This window comes from Kitasatospora sp. NPDC034023, from assembly GCF_055575795.1.
Map to the genome: position 1 here is coordinate 343,031 of NZ_JBVIRY010000002.1, position 20,845 is coordinate 363,875.

The 20,845-nt window shown below is 73.0% G+C and carries 15 protein-coding genes; 5 read left to right on the forward strand and 10 right to left on the reverse strand.

Annotation, left to right across the window (positions count from 1 at the left end):
- Positions 1 to 84 precede the first annotated feature (84 nt).
- From ACZ52R_RS04450 to ACZ52R_RS04460, 3 genes are all read left to right on the forward strand, one after another.
- Complete coding sequence (locus ACZ52R_RS04450) at positions 85 to 1,518, forward strand: FGGY family carbohydrate kinase (protein WP_360504204.1); 1,434 nt, start codon at positions 85 to 87, stop codon at positions 1,516 to 1,518.
- Between the two features lie 122 nt (positions 1,519 to 1,640).
- Positions 1,641 to 3,044 carry a glutamate decarboxylase gene (locus tag ACZ52R_RS04455; RefSeq protein ID WP_465620220.1) on the forward strand — a complete coding sequence of 468 codons (1,404 nt, stop codon included), beginning with the start codon at positions 1,641 to 1,643 and terminating at the stop codon, positions 3,042 to 3,044.
- Between the two features lie 420 nt (positions 3,045 to 3,464).
- Entirely contained in the window at positions 3,465 to 4,595 is a 1,131-nt protein-coding gene (locus tag ACZ52R_RS04460) for a helix-turn-helix domain-containing protein (RefSeq protein WP_465752705.1), read from the forward strand.
- Here the strand turns inward: ACZ52R_RS04460 and ACZ52R_RS04465 are convergent.
- The 5 genes from ACZ52R_RS04465 to ACZ52R_RS04485 all read right to left on the reverse strand — a co-directional run bounded on the left by ACZ52R_RS04465 (position 4,592) and on the right by ACZ52R_RS04485 (position 11,463).
- Positions 4,592 to 5,785: an RNA polymerase sigma factor gene (locus tag ACZ52R_RS04465; RefSeq protein WP_465662734.1), complete on the reverse strand. Its 1,194-nt coding sequence runs from the start codon at positions 5,783 to 5,785 to the stop codon at positions 4,592 to 4,594. The two genes, ACZ52R_RS04460 and ACZ52R_RS04465, sit on opposite strands and share 4 nt — an antisense overlap.
- A 121-nt stretch (positions 5,786 to 5,906) precedes the next feature.
- On the reverse strand, positions 5,907 to 7,811 hold the full coding sequence (gene dnaG / locus ACZ52R_RS04470; RefSeq protein ID WP_465752707.1) for a DNA primase: 1,905 nt from the start codon (positions 7,809 to 7,811) through the stop codon (positions 5,907 to 5,909).
- A gap of 81 nt (positions 7,812 to 7,892) precedes the next feature.
- The gene (locus ACZ52R_RS04475) at positions 7,893 to 9,200 is read right to left on the reverse strand and encodes a deoxyguanosinetriphosphate triphosphohydrolase (RefSeq protein WP_360504214.1); all 1,308 of its coding nucleotides are present in this window, start codon (positions 9,198 to 9,200) and stop codon (positions 7,893 to 7,895) included.
- A 128-nt stretch (positions 9,201 to 9,328) separates the two neighbouring features.
- Complete coding sequence (locus ACZ52R_RS04480; RefSeq protein ID WP_465752709.1) at positions 9,329 to 10,327, reverse strand: SGNH/GDSL hydrolase family protein; 999 nt, start codon at positions 10,325 to 10,327, stop codon at positions 9,329 to 9,331.
- A 191-nt stretch (positions 10,328 to 10,518) separates the two neighbouring features.
- Positions 10,519 to 11,463, reverse strand: a complete 945-nt coding sequence (locus ACZ52R_RS04485; protein WP_360504218.1) for a PAC2 family protein — start codon at positions 11,461 to 11,463, stop codon at positions 10,519 to 10,521.
- A 647-nt stretch (positions 11,464 to 12,110) separates the two neighbouring features.
- Here ACZ52R_RS04485 and ACZ52R_RS04490 point away from each other — a divergent pair.
- Entirely contained in the window at positions 12,111 to 12,845 is a 735-nt protein-coding gene (locus tag ACZ52R_RS04490; protein ID WP_360504220.1) for a GNAT family N-acetyltransferase, read from the forward strand.
- On the opposite strand, the gene ACZ52R_RS04495 is transcribed toward ACZ52R_RS04490, so the two are convergent.
- On the reverse strand, positions 12,835 to 14,091 hold the full coding sequence (locus ACZ52R_RS04495; protein WP_465662730.1) for an ADP-ribosylglycohydrolase family protein: 1,257 nt from the start codon (positions 14,089 to 14,091) through the stop codon (positions 12,835 to 12,837). The two genes, ACZ52R_RS04490 and ACZ52R_RS04495, sit on opposite strands and share 11 nt — an antisense overlap.
- A gap of 109 nt (positions 14,092 to 14,200) precedes the next feature.
- On the opposite strand from ACZ52R_RS04495, the gene ACZ52R_RS04500 reads away from it, so the two are divergent.
- A complete protein-coding gene (locus ACZ52R_RS04500; RefSeq protein ID WP_465752711.1) occupies positions 14,201 to 15,196 on the forward strand; it encodes a hypothetical protein in 996 nt (331 codons plus the stop codon).
- Here ACZ52R_RS04500 and ACZ52R_RS04505 read toward each other — a convergent pair.
- From ACZ52R_RS04505 to dusB, 4 genes are all read right to left on the reverse strand, one after another.
- Positions 15,174 to 15,389 carry a transcriptional regulator gene (locus ACZ52R_RS04505; RefSeq protein WP_465620206.1) on the reverse strand — a complete coding sequence of 72 codons (216 nt, stop codon included), beginning with the start codon at positions 15,387 to 15,389 and terminating at the stop codon, positions 15,174 to 15,176. The two genes, ACZ52R_RS04500 and ACZ52R_RS04505, sit on opposite strands and share 23 nt — an antisense overlap.
- A 100-nt stretch (positions 15,390 to 15,489) precedes the next feature.
- The gene (locus ACZ52R_RS04510) at positions 15,490 to 16,020 is read right to left on the reverse strand and encodes a ribonuclease (protein ID WP_465752712.1); all 531 of its coding nucleotides are present in this window, start codon (positions 16,018 to 16,020) and stop codon (positions 15,490 to 15,492) included.
- A gap of 288 nt (positions 16,021 to 16,308) precedes the next feature.
- Positions 16,309 to 19,017 carry a pyruvate, phosphate dikinase gene (gene ppdK, locus ACZ52R_RS04515; protein WP_465620202.1) on the reverse strand — a complete coding sequence of 903 codons (2,709 nt, stop codon included), beginning with the start codon at positions 19,015 to 19,017 and terminating at the stop codon, positions 16,309 to 16,311.
- A 563-nt stretch (positions 19,018 to 19,580) separates the two neighbouring features.
- Positions 19,581 to 20,750 (reverse strand): tRNA dihydrouridine synthase DusB, encoded by a 1,170-nt coding sequence (dusB, locus tag ACZ52R_RS04520; protein ID WP_360504233.1) that lies wholly within the window; start codon positions 20,748 to 20,750, stop codon positions 19,581 to 19,583.
- Between the last annotated feature and the right edge of the window lie 95 nt (positions 20,751 to 20,845).

Genomic DNA, 20,845 nt, shown 5'->3' on the forward strand with positions numbered 1-20,845 from the left:
GCGCGCCCCAACGCGGGGTCGCGAAGCGGCAACGGCTCACCCGGCCCGGACGCGTCCCGGGCCGGGCTGAGGCATGATCTCGACATGGCCATCGTCGCGGGGATAGACAGCTCGACCAGCCGTACCCGGATCGTCGCGTGCGACACGGAAACCGGCGCCGTCCTGCGCTCCGGCAAGGCGCCGCACCCCGTCCCCGAGGACCAGGACCTGCGCCCCGGCGAGGCCGACCCGCAGGTCTGGCTGCACTCGCTCGGCGACGCCGCGGCCGGCGGCCTGCTGGAGGGCGTCCGGGCGATCGGCGTCAGCGCGCAGCAGCACGGCATGATCGGCCTGGACGCGGGCGGGGTACAGGTCCGGCCCGCGATCCTGTGGAACGACCCGCGCTCCAGCGGCGCCGCCGCCAAGCTGCTGGACGCCCTCGGCGGCCCGGCCGGCTGGACCGCCGCGATCGGCGCCGTGCCCGCCCCGACGTACACCATCGCCAAGCTGCGCTGGCTGGCCGAGTTCGAGCCGGCCAACGCCCGCCGGGTCGCCGAGGTGCTGCTGCCGCACGACTGGCTGGTCTGGCAGCTGCTCGGCCACCCCAAGCGCCGCACCACCGACCGCGGCGACGCCTCCGGCACCGGCTACTGGTCGCCGATCACCGGCGAGTACCGCCAGGACCTGGTCGAACTGGCCCTCGGCCACGAACTCAAGCTGCCCGACGTCCTCGGCCCCGCCGAGCCCGCCGGGCACACCCCCGAGGGCCTGCTGATCTCGGCCGGCACCGGCGACAACATGGCCGCCGCCCTGGGCCTGGGCCTGCGCCCGGGCGACGCGGTGGTCTCGCTCGGCAGCGCCGGGACGATCTTCGCGGTGCACGAGGAGGCCGTGGTGGACGCCTCCGGCCTGGTCTCCTCCTTCGCCGACGCCAGCGGCCGGCACCTGCCGATGGTCGCCACCCTCAACGCGGCCCAGGTGCTGCGCTCCACCGCCGCGATGCTCGGCCTGGAACTGGAGGGCCTGAGCGACCTCGCCCTGCACTCCTCCCCCGGCGCGTACGGGCTGGTGCTGCTGCCGTACCTGGACGGCGAGCGCACCCCCGCGCTGCCGCACGCGGCCGGCACCCTGACCGGCCTGCGCGCCGACGCGATGACCCCTCAGCACCTGGCCCGGGCCGCCGTCGAGGGCATGCTGTGCAACATCGCGGACGCGCTGGACGTGCTGCGCGCCCAGGGCGTCGGAATCAACCGGGTGTTCCTGCTCGGCACGGCCGGGCGGCTGCCCGCCGTCCGGCACATCGCCCCGATGCTGTTCGGCGTCCCGGTCGTGGTGCCGCCGCCGGGCGCGCACGCCGCCCGCGGGGCCGCCCGGCAGGCCGCCTGGGCGCTGGCGGGCACCCCGGAGCCGCCGGAGTGGGAGCTGCCGGACGCCGAGACCGTCGAGCCCGACGGGGAGCAGGACCTGGCGATCGGTTCGGCGGTGCGCCGGCAGTACCGGGCCGCCCGCGGCCAGATCCACCCGGAGACGGCGGCCTGACCGCCCGCCGGGGTGGCGCCTGACCGCCGTTCGGGGTGGCAGCCGGTGAAGATGCGTCACCCGGCGCCCGGTGGCAGCGTGGGACGGGACACAACCACCGACACGAAGGGCGGCAGGATGCCATGGCGCTGCACAAGGGAGCCGCCGGGGACCGCCGGCTGAGCGTCGCTCCGTTCACGGCCGCCGCCGACCCGCTGGGCGCGATGAAGCTGGCCCCGCCGCTGCACCGGCTCGGCGACGGCCCCGTGCCGGCCGAGACCGCGTACCAGCTGATCCACGACGAGCTGATGCTGGACGGCAACGCCAGGCTGAACCTGGCCACCTTCGTCACCACGTCGATGGAGACGCAGGCCAACCGGCTGATGACCGAGTGCCTCGACAAGAACATGATCGACAAGGACGAGTACCCGCAGACCGCCGAACTGGAGCGGCGCTGCGTGGCGATCCTCGCCGACCTCTGGCACGCCCCCGACCCGGACACCGCGGTCGGCTGCTCCACCACCGGCTCCAGCGAGGCCTGCATGCTGGCCGGCATGGCGCTCAAGCGCCGCTGGATGCGCCGCAACCCCGACCGCTACGCGGCCGGGGCCCGGCCCAACCTGGTGATGGGCGTCAACGTGCAGGTGTGCTGGGAAAAGTTCTGCAACTTCTGGGAGGTCGAGGCGCGCACCGCGCCGATGGAGGGCGAGCGCTTCCACCTCGACGCCGAACAGGCGGTCGCGCTCTGCGACGAGGACACCATCGGCGTGGTCGGCATCCTCGGCTCCACCTTCGACGGTTCGTACGAGCCGATCGCGGAGATCTGCGCGGCCCTGGACGCGTTCCAGGAGCGCACCGGCATCGACGTCCCGGTGCACGTGGACGGCGCCTCCGGCGGCATGGTGGCGCCCTTCCTCGACCCCGGGCTGGTGTGGGACTTCCGGCTGCCCCGGGTGGCCTCGATCAACACCTCCGGGCACAAGTACGGCCTGGTCTACCCGGGCGTGGGTTGGGCGCTCTGGCGCGACCAGGCGGCGCTGCCGGAGGAACTGGTCTTCCGGGTCAACTACCTCGGCGGCGAGATGCCGACCTTCGCGCTCAACTTCTCCCGTCCCGGCGCCGAGGTGATCGCCCAGTACTACGTGCTCCTGCGGCTCGGCCGGGAGGGCTTCCGGGCCGTCCAGGGCGCCTCCCGCGATGTCGCCACCTACCTGGCCGGGGAGATCGGCGCGCTGGACTGCTTCCGGCTGCTGACCCGCGGCGACCAGCTGCCGGTGTTCGCCTTCACCACCGAAGGGGACGTCCCGTTCGACGTGTTCGACGTCTCGCGGCGGCTGCGCGAGCGCGGCTGGCAGGTGCCCGCGTACACCTTCCCGGCGAACCGGGAGGACCTGTCGGTGCTCCGGGTGGTCTGCCGCAACGGCTTCTCCCGGGACCTCGGCGACCTGCTGCTGGCCGACCTCCACCGGCTGGTGCCGGAACTGCGGCGCCAGCCCGTCCCGCTCAAGGAGCTCGGGGTGCCGGCCCGGTCGGGCTTCCACCACTGAGCGAACGCCGCGGGACATCGACGGGAACACCACGGGAACGTCACGGCGGGAGGGCGCAGTGAAGCGCCCTCCCGCCGGACTGTCCCGGACGGGCCGGGGCAGCCTCCCCCCGCGAGGCTGCCCCGGCTCGGTGGGGGAACCGGGACGGATTTCGGACGAACGGCACGTGACCGTCCGGTATCCGACGAACCCACCGGGCGGCCAACCGCTCCGGTGAGAGAACTCTGCACGATGGCCGGATAACTGTTCGAGCGTCTCCGGGGCTTGTGAGACACTTCCGTCCGTCTCAGCGCCATGACCAGGGGATTGAGACGCCAGGCCGATGAGGTTGGAGACAACGGAGACACCCGAACGGCCCGGGCCGGAGCCCGTTCCGCCCGTCTCCCTCCCCCGTTCCGTCCCTGATCTTTGGAAGGCCGCATGGGTTCCGCCTGGAAGAACCTGCCCGAGGAGCTGTCCGAGCCCGCCAGAAGCCTGGCCGAGGAACTCCGGGCCATCAAGGACGCCGCCGGACTCTCACTGTCCGAGCTGGCCACCCGCACGCACTACAGCCGGGCCTCCTGGGAGCGCTGGCTGAACGGCAAGCGGGTCGTCACCGAGCAGGCACTGGACGCGCTGATCGGGACAGTGGACTGCGACGGGGCCGCGCTGCGGGCGCTGTGGGAGCGGGCGGCGGTGCCGGGGGAACCGGCCGAGCCGTCGGCGCAGGACTCCCCGGCCGCGGAGCCGCCGCCCGGTGGGCCGTCCCCCGGCGAAACCGGTGTGCCGTCCTCCGACGAGCCCGGTGTGACCTCCGACGAGGCGTCGCACGGCGAGGCGTCCGCCGGGGAACCGGACGAGGCGCTGGTGACCGGCCAGGATCCGGAGCCCGCCCCCGTCGTCTGGTGGCGGCGCCCGGCGGCGCTGGTCTCCGGCGCGGCGGTGCTGGCAGCCCTGCTGGTGCTGGTCGGCCTGCGCGCCGCCCGGCACGAGGGTCAGCCGACGGCGGTCGCCGAACCGGTCCCGACCACGTCCCCGGCCGCCACCGGCACCACCGGCGCCACCGGCGCCACCGGCAAGCCCATCCCCGCCGCTCCCACCTGCCAGGCCCTCGGCTGCGACCACCGGGACCCCAAGTACACCGGCTGCGGCAAGGACGCGCGGACCCTGTACACCGACGTCATCGGCAAGGTGGTCATCTACCTCCGGTACAGCCAGACGTGCCAGGCCGCGTGGGCCGCGATCACCGAGGGCGAGCCGAACGACTTCGCGACGATCATCAACAGCACGGGTGACAGCGAGCAGGCCCTCATCCACTACGGCTACGACAACTACTCGAACATGCTGAACGCGGCGGACCCGACGATCGGCTTCCACCTCTGCGGACACCAGCCGGGCGGAGACCGCTGCACCGAGGAGATCTTCGACCTGGCCGCCGTGGTGGCCTCGACCCCGATCCCGATCGGCCCCGCCTCGCCGCCGCCGGGCACCGGAGCGGGTGCGGCCACCACACCGGCCACGACCCCGGCGACGGCCCCGGCAGCCCCGAGCGACTCGCCGACACCGTCCTAGTCGAGGTACCCGCGCAGCTGCTCGGCGAAGGCGTGGTCGCGGAGCTTGACCAGCGTCTTCGACTCGATCTGACGGATCCGCTCCCGTGTCACGCCGAACACCGCGCCGATCTCCTCCAGCGTGCGCGGGCGGCCGTCGTCCAGCCCGTAGCGGAGCTGGACGACCTGGCGTTCCCGTTCGCCCAGGGTGGCCAGCACCGCGTCGAGGTGCTGGCGCAGCAGCAGGAAGGTCGCGGACTCGGCGGGTGAGGCGGCGTCGGCGTCCTCGATCAGGTCGCCGAACGCGACGTCGTCCTCCTCGCCGACCGGGGTGTGCAGCGAGATCGGCTCCTGGGCCAGCCGGAGCAGCTCCCGCACCCGTTCCTCGGTCAGTCCCAGGGCGGCGCCGATCTCGGCCGCCGTCGGTTCCAGGCCGCGTTCCTGCAGCAGGCCCCGCTGGACCCGGACCACCCGGTTGATCAGCTCGACCACGTGGACCGGCACCCGGATCGTCCGGGCCTGGTCGGCCAGGGCCCGGCTCATCGACTGGCGGATCCACCAGGTCGCGTAGGTGGAGAACTTGTAGCCGCGGGCGTAGTCGAACTTCTCCACCGCCCGGATCAGGCCCAGGTTGCCCTCCTGGATCAGGTCCAGCAGGGTCAGCCCGCGTCCGACGTAGCGTTTGGCGACGGAGACGACGAGGCGCAGGTTGGCCTCGATCAGCCGGCGTTTGGCGATCCGGCCCCGCACCACCAGGGTGTCCAGCTGCCCGGCCAACGGGTCGGACGGCGGGGCCCCGTTCAGCCGCTCCTCGGCGAACAGGCCGGCCTCGACCCGGCGGGCCAGCTCGACCTCCTCGGCGGCGGTGAGCAGGCGGATCCGGCCGATCTCGCGCAGGTACTGGCGCAGCAGGTCGGCGCCCGGCCCGCTGCTGTCGGCCGGCTCGCGGCGCTCGTCCGCCGCGTCGGCATCGTGGTCGGCAGGGCGCTCGGCATCGCCGCCGGTGTCCGCTTCGGGCTCCGGCTCGGGCTCCGGCTCGGGCTCCGGGCTGTCCGGGTGGCCTTCCGGCAGGCCCTGGGCAGGGACGCGCGCGCCGTCCGGGGGCGCTGCCCCGGCCCGGCCGTGGTCGGTCTCCTGCTCCCCCGCCGGTTCGGCGGGGTTCGCTCTCGTGCTGGTGGTGGTCGCTGCGGCGAGGCCTTGCTCCACGGGCATCCCCTCGGGGCGGGCGCGACTCTGGCGGACCCGCGCTGTACGGAGGTGAGACGCCCTCCAGTGTGCGGTACGCCACACTCCGTGGCCGAGACTCGTGCGCCGACTTTCTGTGCAGCGAGTGCTACAGGGCGGCGGCGCCCCGGCTCTTCAGTTGATCGCCGTACTGCTGGAGCTGCCACAGCTCGGTCTGCACCGCGTGCAGCTGCTCCGTGTCGGCCCGGTGGCCGAGCCGCTGGAGGTAGCCGCGGACCTCGGCGATCCTGCGGTCGACGGCCAGCAGGCGGAGCTTGACCAGGAACTCCCCCGCGTAGACGGCGTCCACCTTGCGGCGCGAGCGCACCGGCTCGACGGTCAGCTCGGTGACCAGCGAGCGCACCCGGTCGTCCGGGGACGCCTCGCGCACCGCGCTGGTGAAGTCCGGCAGGGTCGCCCCGTACGCGGCCCCGCCGGCCTTGGCGACGGCCTGCCGGACGGCGGTGTACGGCGGGGTCGGGAACTCGTCGTCGCCGTAGTGGTCGAAGGCCGGGCTGACCAGGTCCGGGTGCTGCAGGGCCAACTTGAGCAGCTCGCGCTCGACGAACTGGGCCGGGTTGCGCGGGTTGAGCCGGAAGGCCTGCTGCGCGGGGCGCGGCGGCTGTACCGGTTCGGGGCGGCGCTGCGCGGCACCGCGGGGATTCTGCTGGCGCTCGCGGTCCCAGCGGGCCAGCTGGGAGACCCTGCGGACGACGAAGGGCTCGTCCAGGATGCCGAGCATGCCGGCCAGCCGGACGGCGTACTCGTGCTGGATCGAGCGGTCCTTGATCTTGGCGACGATCGGGGCCGCTTCCTCCAGTGCCGCCGAGCGCCCCTCCGGGGTGTCCACCCGGTGCCGGGCCACCGCCGAGGTCAGTGCGAACTCGAACAGCGGGACCGGGTTGTCGATCAGCTGCTTGACCGCCTCGTCGCCCTGGGCCAAGCGCAGCTCGCACGGGTCCATGCCGCCCGGGCTCACCGCGATGGAGGTCTTGGCGGCGAACTTCTGGTCGTCCTCGAAGGCCCGCAGGGCGGCCTTCTGGCCGGCCGCGTCGCCGTCGAAGGTGAAGACCGTCTCGCCCCGGTACTGCGAGGTGTCCATCAGCAGCCGACGGATGATCTTGATGTGGTCCTCGGCGAAGGCGGTGCCGCAGGTGGCCACCGCCGAGGTGACCCCGGCGAGGTGGCAGGCCATCACGTCGGTGTAGCCCTCGACCACCACCGCGCGGCCCGACTTGGCGATCTCCTTCTTCGCCAGGTCGATGCCGTACAGCACGTGGGACTTCTTGTAGATCGGCGTCTCGGGGGTGTTCAGGTACTTCGGGCCGTTGTCGTCCTCGCGCAGGCGGCGGGCGCCGAAGCCGACCACCTCGCCGGCGATGTCCCGGATCGGCCAGACCAGCCGGCCCCGGAAACGGTCGATCAGGCCGCCGCGCTGGCCCTGCGAGGCCAGGCCGCCGAGCAGGATCTCCTTGTCGGTGAAGCCCTTGCCGCGCAGGTAGCGGACCAGGTGCTCCCAGCCGACCGGGGCGTAGCCGACGCCGAAGGCCGCGGCCGCCTCCTCGTCGAAGCCGCGCTCGGCCAGGAAGCGGCGACCGATCTCCGCCTCCGGCGAGGTCAGCTGCTCCCGGTAGTAGGCGGCGGCCACCTTGTGCGCCTCGACCAGGCGGGTGCGCTCGCCCTGCTGGTGGCGGGGGCTGTAGCCGCCCTCCTCGTAGCGCAGTGTGATGCCGGCCTGGGCGGCCATCCGCTCGACGGCCTCGGCGAAGGTGAAGTGCTCGATCTTCATCAGGAAGGCGATGGTGTCGCCGTTCTCCTGGCAGCCGAAGCAGTGGAACACGCCCTTGGCGGGGTTCACGTAGAACGAGGCGGACTTCTCGTCGTGGAAGGGGCAGACGCCCTTGTACTCGCCACCGCCACCATTGGTCAGCTGTACGTAGTCGCCGACCACCGCGTCGATCGGCAGTGCGCTGCGCACCGCCTGTACGTCTTCGTCCCTGATCCGCCCGGCCACCCCGGAAGTCTACTGGGGCGGCCGGGTTAACCGGCCGGGTTAACCAGCCGGGTTGAGGGGTCGGGTCGAACGGCGGACCGGCTACGCCCAGGCCGCGCCGACGAGCTTGGCGTGCAGGGCCAGGGCCGAGGCGTCGGTCAGGGTGGCGATCTGGTCGATGACCGTGCGCAGGGCGGCGCGGTCGTCCTCGGCCTCGCGGTACATCGCGGCGAACACCGGGTCCAGGCCCTCGGGGGCGCGCTGGGTGAGGACGTACGCCAGCTCGGCGATCACGATCCGCTGGCGGGCCCGCAGCTGGGCCTGCTCGTCGCGCTGCATGACGAAGCGGACGGCGACCGCCTTGAGCACCGCGCACTCCAGCCGGACGTCCCGCGGCACCACCAGCTCGGCGGCGTAGCGGGTGAGCCGGCCCGGGCCGTAGCGGGCGCGGGTGGCCTGCTCGGCGGCCAGGCAGAAGCGGCCGATCAGCTGGCTGGTGAGGTCCTTGAGCCCGGCCCGGTCGCGCGCGGTGCCGTCGTACGAGCGGGGCCACCATTCCTGGGCGAGCAGTCGGTCCAGGGCGGCGGCCAGCTCCTCCGGCTCGGCGTCGGGGGCGTAGCGCTCGGCGACCTTGAAGAGCTCGGCGCGCTCGCTCGGGGCGCGCAGCACGGCCGGGTCGATGTGGCCGGCCTGGAGGCCGTCCTCGACGTCGTGGGTGGAGTAGGCCACGTCGTCGGACCAGTCCATCACGGTGGCCTCGAAGCACTTGCGCCCGGCCGGGGATCCGGCCCGCAGCCAGCGGAAGACCGGCAGGTCGTCGGCGTAGACGCCGTACTTGGGCGAGGCCGGGTCGCTCGGGTGGGTGCCCTTGGTCCACGGGTACTTGGTGGCGGCGTCGAGCGCGGCGCGGCTCAGGTTGAGGCCGACGCTGCGGCCGGGCCAGGGGGCGAGCCGGGTCGACGGCTCCTCCGTGGGGGCGAAGCGCTTGGGTTCGAGCCTGGTCAGGATGCGCAGCGACTGGGCGTTGCCCTCGAAGCCGCCGCACTCCTCGGCGGCCTGGTCGAGGGCCTCCTCGCCGGTGTGGCCGAAGGGCGGGTGGCCGATGTCGTGGGCCAGGCAGGCCGTCTCCACCAGATCCGGGTCGCAGCCCAGGGCCGCGCCCAACTCCCGCCCGACCTGGGCGCATTCGAGGGAGTGGGTGAGCCGGGTGCGCGGGAAGTCACTGCGCATCGGGGCGACCACCTGGGTGGTGCCGGCCAGCCGGCGCAGCGCCGCCGAGTGCAGCACCCGGGCGCGGTCGCGCTGGAACGCCGTACGGCCCGGGCGCTTGTCGGGTTCGGGGACCCAGCGGGCCTCGGCGGCGTGGTCGTACGGGATCGGGGCGGCGAGGCGGTGCGTGGTGTCATCCATATGGCACTCACGGTACGCCGCGCCCCTGACACGCGGGGTATGCCGCGCGCGAAGGAGCGCGGGCCGGGGCGTGAACGCCGCGCGGCGCGCGGGTGCCCGTCCCGGTGAATCCTCCTCACCCGGACGGCTCAGCCCCGGAGCGCCTTGAGGACGACGCCGGCCACCGCCTCCTGCCCCTTGGCGTTCGGGTGGATCGGCGCCATTCCGCGGGCCGGGAACGGGGGCTCGACCCAGCGCTGGTCCTCCCCCGCGCACATGTCGTGCCCGGCCGAGGGTCCGGCCGTGTCCACGAACACCGCTCCGGCGGCCTCCGCGTGCTTCTTGAGCATGCCGTTGAGCTGCTGCTCCTTCTCCGAGAGGAAGCCCAGGTCGGAGACGGCCACGGTCTTGCCGAGCACCGGCAGGCAGCCCGACGGCTCGACCGGCAGCAGCGTCGGGTACCCGATCACGTACACCCGGGCCTGCGGGGAGCGCCGTTTGATGTCCTGGAGGATCCCGCCGAGCCGGTCGCCGGCCGCGTCCACCTTGTGTTGGACCTCGTCGGCGCCGTCGGCGGAGGAGTAGTGGTCACGGCAGGGCGAGGCGGCGCGGGTCTGCTTGATCACGCCCTTCACCACGTCCATCAGGTTGTCCTTGGCGCACTCGGTCACGACCTCCATGAAACCGGCGTCGTTGCCGCCGATCCCGAGGGTGACCAGCCGGGTGTCCGCGCTCAGCGCGTCCAGCTGGGCCGGGTTGCTGCCGTTGCCGGTGTCCTGCGCCGCGGTCAGGTCCACGGTGGTGGCGCCGGTGCAGCTGACGTCCCGGAACTGCCCGGACGCCACCCCGAGGCCCTTGGCCACCAGGGACGGGTAGTTGACCGCCGAGCGGGAGCAGCCGCGCGGCTCGCCGGTCTGCGGGGGGATCTGCATGCCGGCCGTGTACGAGTCGCCGAGCGCGACGTACGGGCCGGTGGGTGGCGGGGTGGGTGTCGGCGACGGGGTCGCGCCGGCCTTCGCACGGCCGGGCACCGCGCCTGCGAGGTCCTTCCCCTGGCTGTCCGAACCGCCTCCGCCGGTGCATCCGGCCAGCAGCAGCGCGGCCAGCCCGGCCGTCAGGGCGACGGTCGGGCGTGTGGTCCTGGGCATGGCATCCCCCCGGGGGTACGACGAGTCACGGTCGGCTCCTCACGGCAGCCCGTCCCCCGGGCACCTCGGGCTCCAACGAGCGGCCGTCGACGATGACTCCCGCCTTCGCGAAATCCTCCCAAGGGGAATCCGCGTTCCCGTCAGGGCCCCCGGGGCCGCGCCGGAGGAGCCGGCTCCGCGCCCGCTCCCGACTACTCCGCGCCGCGCTCGTGCTCGGCCAGGAACTGCTCGAAGCGCCGACCCAGTTCGTCCGCCGACGGCAGGTCGACCGGCTCGGCCAGCAGGCTCTCCCGGTCCTCGGAGCCCGCCACCGCGTCGTACTGGCCCTCCATGCCGCGGATCGCCGAACGCAACTCGCCGTCCCCGTGGGTCAGCTGCTCCTCGATGTCGGCGTAGACCTCGCCGACCCGCTCGCGCAGCCGGGTGCCGGGCAGCACCAGCCCGGTGGCGGACTGCACCGCCTCCAGGACGAGCACGGCCGCCGCCGGGTAGGCCGAGCGGGCCACGTAGTGCGGGACGTGCACGGCGAAGCCCAGGACGTCGTGCCCGGCCTCGGCCAGGCGGTACTCCAGCAGCGCCTGCGCGCTGCCCGGGACCTGGGCCTGCTCGAACCACTGCGGGTACCCGGGCGCGAGGTCGAGCCGGTTGCCGTGCGGCGTCAGGCCGACCGGGCGGGTGTGCGGCACCCCCATCGGGATGCCGTGGAAGTCGATCGACAGGCGGACCTCGAAGCGCTCCACCAGCTCGCGGACGGCGCGCGCGAAGCGCTCCCACTCCACGTCCGGCTCGGGGCCGGTGAGCAGCAGGAACGGCGCGCCGGCGGCGTCGTGGACGAGCTGGAGCAGGATCTCCGGCGGGTCGTAGGACGTCCAGTGGTCGTGGTCGAACACCATCGCCGGACGGCGGGCCCGGTAGTCGACCAGCCGGTCGTGGTCGAAACGGGCCACCACCTGCGGCGATCCCGTCTCCAGCAGGTGGGCCACCACCTGGCCGCCGGCCTCGCCGGCGTCCATGAAGCCCTCGAAGTGCTGGAGCAGCACCAAGCCGGCGCCGGTGTCGCGCAACTGCGCGGTGGCGGTGGCCACCGCGGCCACGCCCTGCTGATCCAGCTCGTACAGCGCCTGGAAGTCACGCACCGCGCACCCAACCCCGTTCTCTGCTCGTCGTCCCACCGGCTTCTCGTCCTGTCCAGCGTGCCGGGCACCGCCGGAATTCCCGCCACGCCGGACGACTCGTCCGGAGCCTCGGCCGACCCCTCCGGACCATGATCGCACCCGACGGAAGATCCCCTGGTCACAGGCCTGCGAGGGCCCGTTCCGAGGTGCGCCGCAACAGGCCGCGCCGCCATTCGCGCGCCGCGAAGTGACGCACCGCCTTCTGGCGGGTATCGTCCTCTCGCTGCCTCGCATCGTCGCGTCGTCGTCACGTCGTCCGTAACGCCGTCGGCCACGTCCCGGTCCGGTGCTCGGCCAGCCACCCACGACGCATCTTGCCTTCACCTGGCCGCCTGCTTCCCTTCGCGCTCTCGTTTCCTTCTCGGCCATTTCGCGGACGCACACTGTCCCCTCGCACTTCCCGCCGGACCGGTCCGAGGACCCGTGTCCGTTCCGGCACCCCGCGCCGCCCGTTCCGGGCCGCCGCCCCCGCCCCGCCCGACCGGATCCTCCGGCGCGCACGGCTACCCGGGCGGACGGACCCGGGCCGGGGCGAACCCCGAAACCGCATCCCGAGCCGCACCCCGGCCCGGGAGGCGCCCTCCGACCGATGAAGGACCGAAGGTTCCGTGCCCGTACCTGTCATCCTCACCGGCCGCACCGTGCGGCTGGAGCCCCTCGCCGCGCACCACGCCGAGGCCATCGCCAAGGCCGGCGCCGAGGACCGTACGACCTACGCCTTCACCCCCGTTCCGCACGGCCTGGAAGCGGCCCGCGACTACATCGCGCGGGCCCTCGCCGACCAGGCCTCGGGACGGTCGCTGCCGTTCGCGACGGTGAACGTCGCCGACGGCCGGGTGGTCGGCTCCACCCGGTTCCTGGAACTGGACTACTGGCAGGGCCCGATGGTGTGGCCGCCGGTGCCCGGTGTGCCGTTCGGCGATCCCGCCACGGCCGTCCCGGACGCCGCCGAGATCGGCAACACCTGGCTCTCGCCGCGCGCCCAGGGCACCGGCATCAACACCGAGGCCAAGCTGCTGATGCTGCGCCACGCCTTCGAAACCTGGGGCGTGCAGCGGATCTCCCTGCGCGCGGACGCCCGCAACCTGCGCTCGCGCGCCGCGATCGAGCGGCTCGGCGCGACGGGCGAGGGCGTGCGCCGGGCCCACTCGCGCGGGCTGGACGGGGTGGTCCGGTCCACCGCGTTCTACTCGATCCTCGACGCCGAGTGGCCGGCCGTCCGGGACATCATCGAGATGCGGATCGCCGCCGCCACCTCGCCGAGCGCCCCGGATCCGGCGATCAACCAGGAGTGCCTTAGACAGGGCGGCAGCGGCGCCGGGCAGCTGATGATCACGGCCTGACCGGGGACCACTCACCGTCGGCGGCGTTCCTCAGGAGCCGAGCGAGGAGCAGGGGGCTCCGGTCCGCGTCCGTCGGGAACCGGTGGTGGGCCGTCTCGGCGACGGCGGAGACCGGGCGCCAGCCGTTCCGGACGCGGGCGACGGTCACCTCCCAGCGGGCCGGGCCGTCCGGGTGGCACAGCCGCAGGGTGCCCTCATAGGTGAGGACCTGCCAGCGGTGGTCCATCGCGGCCGGATCGGACCCGGTCCGGATGCGCTGCCACTGCTCGTCGGTCCACACCACGTCCGGGACCGGGAAGAGACGCGGCACCAGCATCTCCTCACGGCCCCGGCCGTCGGGGATGCTGTCCGGCTCCGGGAACGCCCAACCGGGCAGCGGCTCGCGCGCGGCCGTCCACGCGGCCGGGATGCCGCGCGTGCCGGTGCGGGCGGCGACCACTCCCCCGGTGATCGCCGCGACGGTGTCCATGTCCCCGCCCGCTGCGATCGCCTCCCACACCGCGGCCCGGTAGTCGGTCAGCCGGCGGGCGGCGCACCACAGGGCGTAGGGGACGGTGTCGGCAGCCGACGTCCGGCTGCCGTTGCCGAGTACGTGGGCGGCGACCCGGAGGTCCGGTTCGGCGAGCAGCCCGATCGCCTCGGTCAGGCCGTCGTGGACGGCGCCCAGCGGAGTGTGGTGGGCGACCCTGCCCAGGAAGGTCTTCGGCGTCATGGTCTCGGTCCGCGCCCGGACCGCGAGAGCCGCCGCCACCGCGACCGCGATCGCGCCGTCCACCGCCTGCGGGTGGGTGTGGGTGACCACCGCAGTCCGGGCCGCCTGCCGGACGGCCTCGTCCAGGTCCTCGGCGTACGCGGCGCCGAGCGGGGCGACCCGCATCGCGGCGCCGTTGCCGTACGAGCCCTGGCCGTCGAAGAGTTCGGCGGCGAGCCGCTTCGCGTCGCCGCCCTCGCGGATCAGCCGCAGCATCCGGTTGGCGGCCGGGCCGTAGCCGCGGTCGAAGTCGTGGCGGCGGGCGAAGGCGTGGGTGAGGTCGAAGGTGTCGATCGTGCCGCGTTCGGTGTGGGCGGCGTGCACCGAGCAGGCCATCTCGGTGTCGTCGGTCCACGGCCAGGGGCCGGGCGGGTCGGTGCGGTCGGCGAGGTGGGCGCGGGCGGTTTCGGGGACGAAGAACTGGGCGCCGAGGGCGTCGCCGACGGAGAGGCCCCGGAGCGCGTCGAGCGCCGGGCCGGTGTGTGGAGTTGTCATATGGGCGCCAGCTCAGCCGGTCGGCCGCCGTTTCGTCAACACGTTTGCCGGAACGCCCCCGACGAGGGATGTTTCGCATACCTCCGATCGGGGCGGGCAGCACCCTGACATGACCCGCGCGAACCCGCTCGACCCGGTCGCCCTGCTCGGCGCCGACCAGCAGCACATCGCCACCCGGGCGCAGCTGCGCCGGCTCGGGGTGCCCTCCGGCACCATCGCCCACCGGCTGCGGCCGGGTGGACCCTGGCAGCAGGTGCTGCCCCGGGTGATCTGCCTGCAGAGCGGGAGATTGACGGCCCATCAGAAACTGCGGGCCGCCCTGGCCTATGCGACGCCGAAGGGGCACGAGCCGCAGCCGGGGGAGGTGCTGCTGACCGGCTTCGCGGTACTGGCCGACGCCGGGCTGCCGAGCGCCGGGCACCCGGCCGACCTAGACGCGGTCGACGTCCTGATTCCACGCCAACGCCGCGTCGGGGAACGGGAGTTCGTCCGGATCCACCGGGCCGGCGGGGCGATGCCGGGCGGCTTCGAGCGGGACGACGGGCTGTGGAGCACCACGGTCGCGCGGGCGCTGGCGGACCTCGCCCCGAGGGAGACCGGGCAGCGTCGGTTCCGGGCGCTGTGCGCGGAGGCCGTCCAGCGGCGGCACTGCGAACTCGGCGAACTGCTGGACCAGTTGCTGACCCGGCCGGGCGTGCTCGGACTGCCGCACGTGGCCCGGGTGGTGGAGGACCTCACCGCGGGGGTGCGCTCGGTGGTCGAGGGCGAGGCCCACGAGCTGCTGTCACACGCGGGCCTGCCCGAACCGCTGTGGAATCCGGTGCTCTTCCTGGACGGACGCTTCCTCGCCGTCCCGGACGCCTACTGGCCACACGCCTGCGTGGCCCTGGAGATCGACTCCCGCGCCTGGCACCTGCGCCCGGCCGATCACGAGCGCGGCCTGGCCCGCGCCAACCGGCTCACCGCCACCGGCCTCCCGGTGGTCCGCACCACGCCGGTCCAGCTCCGCCGCGACCCGGCACCGGTGCTGCACGAACTGACCGCCCTGGTCACCACCGGCCCGCACGGCCCGCACGGCCGGATCACGTGGCGCCGGGCCCACTGACGGTCCGCCCGGCATGCCCGGCATGCCGGGCGGAGGCCGCCTCGGCGGCGGTCACCAGGCGCTGGAGTTCGGCGAGGTGGGCGGCCAGGGCCTTGCGGCCCGCCCTGGTGGCGGCGAGCCAGGTGCGGGGGCGCTTGCCGACGTAGCCCTTCTTCACGGCGACGTACCCGGCCTCTTCGAGAGCGTCCACCATGGCACCCTGTTTCCGGGATGGAAAGTACTTTCCATCAGCCGAGCCAGGTCGGGTCGAGTCGGGCCAGGTCGGGCCGGAAGGACGGGGCCGGGAGGCCGGCTCAGCAGCGGGGGTCGATCTCCTGGAACGTCGCGTAGTGGTCCCCGGACCAGTACTGCTCGCCGGCGGTGCCGGTGACCACGCGGCGGGTGCCGCGGTCGTCGGAGCCCGGGGTGACCACGGTGTACTCGTGGTAGTAGCCGCCGGCCTTCTTGGGGAGGCGGCTCTCGCGGTTCTCGAAGACGATGCCGTCACGGCTGTACGGGTAGGGCCCGCCCTTGGCGATCAGGCCGAGGGTGTCCTGGGCCTGGCTGGGGAGCTTGGTGCGGCAGACGTCGGCCAGCGCGGGGTCGGCGGGGACCCAGGTGCCGGCCGCGGAGGGGGCGCCGCCGGCCGGTGGGGACGGCTTGGGGGCCGAGGGCTTGGGAGCCGAGGACGTGGACGTCGAAGAACCCGCGGCGGCGGCCGCCGTGGGGCTCGCGGCGGCCTTGGAGCGGCTGCTCCCCCTGTCGGCGAGGAGGTACCCGGCCCCGGCCAGGAGGGCCAGGATCAGCACGGCCACGACGACGAGCGGGTTTTTGCGACTGGTCATGCGCCCCAGCTTGGCAGGCGCCCGGGCCCCGCCCGGCGAGCCGCACACGTGGTCGCCGCCACACCCGCCGGTGCGCGGACGTACGGCCGGGCGCAGCCGTAGGGCCGGGTACAGGCATGCGGCCGGGCGCAGACGTACGGCCGAGCGGGAACGGACGCCGTTGTCCGTTCCCGCTCGGCCGTGTTACGTACGCCGGTTCTCCTGCGCCGAGCTCCGGTGTACGCCCTCCCGGTGGGAGGAAGAGCGGTCAGTCGTGCCCGCGCGTGAGGAGGGGATGCCTTCCCTCCCTCAGCGCGAGTCGCTGCCCGCCGTCTCGATGGCGGCGCGGCCGGCCTCCAGGCGCGCCACCGGGATCCGGAAGGGGGAGCAGGAGACGTAGTCCAGCCCCACCTCGTGGAAGAAGTGGACCGACTCCGGGTCGCCGCCGTGCTCGCCGCAGACGCCGAGCTTGAGGTCGGGGCGGGTGGCCCGGCCGGCCTCGACGGCGTGCTTGACGAGCGCGCCGACGCCGTCGCGGTCGATGGTCTCGAACGGGGAGACCCCGAAGATGCCCTTCTCCAGGTAGGCGGTGAAGAACGAGGCCTCCACGTCGTCCCGGGAGAAGCCCCAGACCGTCTGGGTCAGGTCGTTGGTGCCGAAGGAGAAGAACTCGGCGGCCTCGGCGATCTGCCCGGCGGTGACCGCGGCGCGCGGCAGCTCGATCATGGTGCCGAGCTTGATGTCCAGCTGGACGCCGGTGGACTGGGCGACCTCGGCGAGCACGCGCTCGCACTCGTCGCGGACCAGCTCCAGCTCCTGGACGGTGCCGACCAGCGGGATCATCACCTCGGGGCGCGGGTCCCCGCCGGCCAGCTTGCGCTCGGCGGCGGCCTCGGCGATGGCCCGGACCTGCATGCCGAACAGGCCGGGGATGACCAGGCCGAGGCGGACGCCGCGCAGGCCCAGCATCGGGTTCTGCTCGTGCAGCTTGTGCACCGCCTGGAGCAGCCGCAGGTCGTTCTCGTTCGGGTCCTTGCGGGCCTCGGCGAGGGCGACGCGCACCGACAGCTCGGTGATGTCCGGCAGGAACTCGTGCAGCGGCGGGTCGAGCAGGCGGACGGTGACCGGCAGCCCGTCCATCGCCTGGAACAGCTCCAGGAAGTCGCTCTTCTGCAGCGGCAGCAGGGTGGAGAGGGCCTGCTCGCGGTCCTTGTCGTTGTCCGCGAGGATCAGGTGCTCGACCTCCTTGCGGCGCTCCTCACCGAGGAACATGTGCTCGGTGCGGCACAGGCCGATGCCCTGGGCGCCGTAGCGGCGGGCGCGCCCGCCGTCCTCGGCGTTGTCGGCGTTGGCGCGCACGGCCAGGCGGCGGCGGCCGTCGGCGTGCGACATCAGCCGGTGGACGGCCTGGACCAGCCCGCCCTGGACGTCGGCGCCGGCGTGCAGGGTGCCCTCGAAGTACTCGACCACGGGGGACGGCAGGACCGGCACCTCGCCGAGGTAGACCTTGCCGCTGGCGCCGTCGATGGAGACGATGTCGCCCTCGTGGACCACCAGGCCGTCGGCGGTGGTGAACTTGCGAGCCTTGGTGTCGACCTCCAGCTCCTCGGCGCCGCAGACACAGGTCTTGCCCATGCCGCGGGCGACGACGGCGGCGTGCGAGGTCTTGCCGCCGCGCGAGGTGAGGATGCCCTCGGCGGCGATCATGCCGTCCAGGTCGTCCGGGTTGGTCTCGCGGCGGACCAGGATGACCTTCTCGCCGGAGCGGGACCACTTGACGGCGGTGTACGAGTCGAAGACGACCTTGCCGATCGCGGCGCCCGGCGAGGCGGCGAGGCCCCAGCCGATCTGCTTGGACTCGGGGGTCGGGGCGAAGCGCGGGAACATCAGCTGGGCCAGCTGGCCGCCGGTGACGCGCATCAGGGCCTCGTCCAGGTCGATCAGGCCCTGGTCGACCAGCTGGACGGCGATCCGGAAGGCGGCGGCGGCGGTGCGCTTGCCGACCCGGGTCTGCAGCATCCAGAGCTTGCCGCGCTCGATGGTGAACTCGATGTCGCAGAGGTCGCGGTAGTGGTTCTCGAGCTTCTGCATGATCGCCATCAGCTCGTCGTACGACTTCTTGTCGAGCTTCTCCAGCTCGGACAGCTGCAGCGTGTTGCGGATGCCGGCGACGACGTCCTCGCCCTGGGCGTTGGACAGGTAGTCGCCGTAGACGCCCTGGGCACCCGTGGAGGGGTCGCGGGTGAAGGCGACGCCGGTGCCGGAGTCCTCGCCGAGGTTGCCGAAGACCATGGAGCAGATGTTGACCGCGGTGCCGAGGTCGTTCGGGATGCGCTCCTGGCGGCGGTACAGCCGGGCGCGGTCGCCGTTCCAGGAGTGGAAGACCGCGTGGACGGCGAGGTCCATCTGCTCGCGCGGGTCCTGCGGGAAGGCCCGGCCGGTCTCGCGCTCGACGATGCCCTTGAACACCTCGACCAGTTCCCGGAGGTCGGAAGCGTCCAGGTCCAGGTCGTTGACGGTGCCCTTGGCGTGCTTGGCCTCCTCCAGGGCCTCCTCGAACAGCTCGCCGTCGACGCCCAGGACGGTCTTGCCGAACATCTGGACCAGGCGGCGGTAGGAGTCCCAGGCGAAGCGCTCGTTGCCGGACTGGGCGACGAGGCCGACCACCGAGGCGTCGGAGAGGCCGATGTTCAGGACGGTGTCCATCATGCCGGGCATGGAGAACTTCGCGCCGGAGCGCACCGAGACCAGGAGGGGGTTGTCGGCCTGGCCGAGCTTCTTGCCCATCTGCTGCTCGAGGGCCTCCAGGTGGGCGCTGATCTCCTCGTGGAGGGAGGAGGGCTCGCTACCGGTCTCCAGGAAGACCTTGCAGGCCTCGGTGGTGATGGTGAATCCCGGGGGGACGGGGAGTCCCAGGTTGGTCATCTCGGCCAGGTTCGCGCCCTTGCCGCCAAGAAGATCCTTGAGGTCCTTGTTTCCTTCGGTGAAGGAGTAAACAAACTTCTGCTGGGACGGCACGGGTCGGTCTCCTCGTACGCGGTTGCCCTGACGTCGGAGAACATACCCATTTCGAAGGCACTTCTCTGCCCTGAATAGGCCACCCGAGGCCGGTACCGAGAGGTAACCCGCTAGATCGAATGCACATAAAGGCGTTCACCTCTGTTGGTGAAATCGTCCGCCTGACGCTAGCCAGCGTTCAACTCTTGAAGACAACGAAACCCGAAGATCGCACGATTCGGACGCTGTGTAGCGACCGCGGGTCCGTCGCGTTGCCCCGGCTTGATTTCCTGCACCCGGATCGGCCGATCCCCGGATGACGGCTTCGGGAAGCGATTCACGGCCGACCTGTCCATTTCGTCCACTGACCCGACATCAGCCCCCGCGGCGTGTGGCAAGCGTCACCAGCGTGTCTCACCGCTCGAGCGTAGATGGCCTCCGCCGATCGTCGCACAGCGTCCAGAAACGTGCCCGTTCCGTGACATCCGGACGCCGAAAAGGAGCCCTCCTGTCCAGAATGGACAAGAGGGCTGGGACCTAGTGGCAATCGGACCGCGAGGGCCCATTTTGCCGGTCCGTATAGATCATCCGCCGGAGGTGTCCGATTCGGCGTCCTCACCCGGGCGGGCGCAGTCGTACGGATCGTCCAACCAGTTCTCCGGCAGGACCACCCGGCCGTTGCCGCTGGTCCGCCCGCGCGGGCCGTCCGCGCCGGCCGGCCAGCCCTGCGACTGCTCCACCTCGGACAGGGTTTCGGCCAGTTCGGCCAACGAGGACGAATTGGCGAGCCGCACCCGCAGCTCGGAGCCGACCGAGAAGCCCTTGGTGTACCAGGCGACGTGCTTGCGGAAGTCGATCACGCCGCGCGCCTCGTCCCCGATCCACTCGCCGAGCAGCTGCGCGTGGCGCACCATCGCCCGCGCCACGTAGCCGAAGTCGGGGCGGGCGTAGTCGACGTCGCCCTCGAAGATCGCGACCAGGTCCTTGAACAGCCACGGCCGGCCCAGGCAGCCGCGGCCCACCACGACGCCGTCGCAGCCGGTCCCGCGCATCATCCGCAGCGCGTCGTCGGCCGACCAGATGTCGCCGTTGCCCAGCACCGGGACGTGCGCCGGGACGGACTCGCGCAGCCGGGCGATCGCCGACCAGTCGGCCGTCCCGCCGTAGTGCTGGGCGGCGGTGCGCCCGTGCAGGGCGATCGCGGCCACGCCCTCCTCGGCGCCGATCCGGCCGGCGTCCAGATAGGTGAGGTGGTCGTCGTCGATGCCCTTGCGCATCTTCATGGTCACCGGCAGGTCGCCCGCGTTGGCGACGGCCTCGCGCAGGATCTCCCGCAGCAGGTTGCGCTTGTACGGCAGCGCCGAGCCGCCGCCCTTGCGGGTCACCTTGGGCACGGGGCAGCCGAAGTTGAGGTCGATGTGGTCGGCCAGGCCCTCGTCCGCGATCATCCGGGCGGCCTTGCCGACGGTCACCGGGTCCACGCCGTACAGCTGGATCGAGCGCGGCTTCTCGCTCGGGTCGAACGTGATCAGCTGCATGGTCTTGGCGTTGCGCTCGACCAGCGCCCGGGTGGTGATCATCTCCGAGACGAACAGGCCCTTGCCGCCGCTCTGCTCGCGGCACAGGGTGCGGAAGGGCGCGTTGGTGATGCCGGCCATCGGTGCCAGCACGACGGGCGGCCACACCTGGATCGGGCCGATGTCGAGCGGCGCGAACTCGGTGTCGGGCGCGGTGGGTGCGGGCGTGGCTGTCATGCGCGGCTGACCTCGGGTCGAGGGGACGGGACTCTCCATTGTCCCCCACCAGGGTGAGCGGCCGGCCCGGCGGCGGGACCGGGACGCCGCCGGGC

What these genes read in the sequence shown, in the direction of transcription:
- ACZ52R_RS04450 (WP_360504204.1), top strand. Translation starts at nt 85, where the DNA reads ATGGCCATCGTCGCGGGGATAGACAGCTCGACCAGCCGTACCCGGATC.
- ACZ52R_RS04455 (WP_465620220.1), top strand. Translation starts at nt 1,641, where the DNA reads ATGGCGCTGCACAAGGGAGCCGCCGGGGACCGCCGGCTGAGCGTCGCT.
- ACZ52R_RS04460 (WP_465752705.1), top strand. Translation starts at nt 3,465, where the DNA reads ATGGGTTCCGCCTGGAAGAACCTGCCCGAGGAGCTGTCCGAGCCCGCC.
- ACZ52R_RS04465 (WP_465662734.1), bottom strand. Translation starts at nt 5,785, where the DNA reads ATGCCCGTGGAGCAAGGCCTCGCCGCAGCGACCACCACCAGCACGAGA.
- ACZ52R_RS04475 (WP_360504214.1), bottom strand. Translation starts at nt 9,200, where the DNA reads ATGGATGACACCACGCACCGCCTCGCCGCCCCGATCCCGTACGACCAC.
- ACZ52R_RS04480 (WP_465752709.1), bottom strand. Translation starts at nt 10,327, where the DNA reads ATGCCCAGGACCACACGCCCGACCGTCGCCCTGACGGCCGGGCTGGCC.
- ACZ52R_RS04495 (WP_465662730.1), bottom strand. Translation starts at nt 14,091, where the DNA reads ATGACAACTCCACACACCGGCCCGGCGCTCGACGCGCTCCGGGGCCTC.
- ACZ52R_RS04500 (WP_465752711.1), top strand. Translation starts at nt 14,201, where the DNA reads ATGACCCGCGCGAACCCGCTCGACCCGGTCGCCCTGCTCGGCGCCGAC.
- ACZ52R_RS04505 (WP_465620206.1), bottom strand. Translation starts at nt 15,389, where the DNA reads ATGGTGGACGCTCTCGAAGAGGCCGGGTACGTCGCCGTGAAGAAGGGC.
- ACZ52R_RS04510 (WP_465752712.1), bottom strand. Translation starts at nt 16,020, where the DNA reads ATGACCAGTCGCAAAAACCCGCTCGTCGTCGTGGCCGTGCTGATCCTG.
- dusB (WP_360504233.1), bottom strand. Translation starts at nt 20,750, where the DNA reads ATGACAGCCACGCCCGCACCCACCGCGCCCGACACCGAGTTCGCGCCG.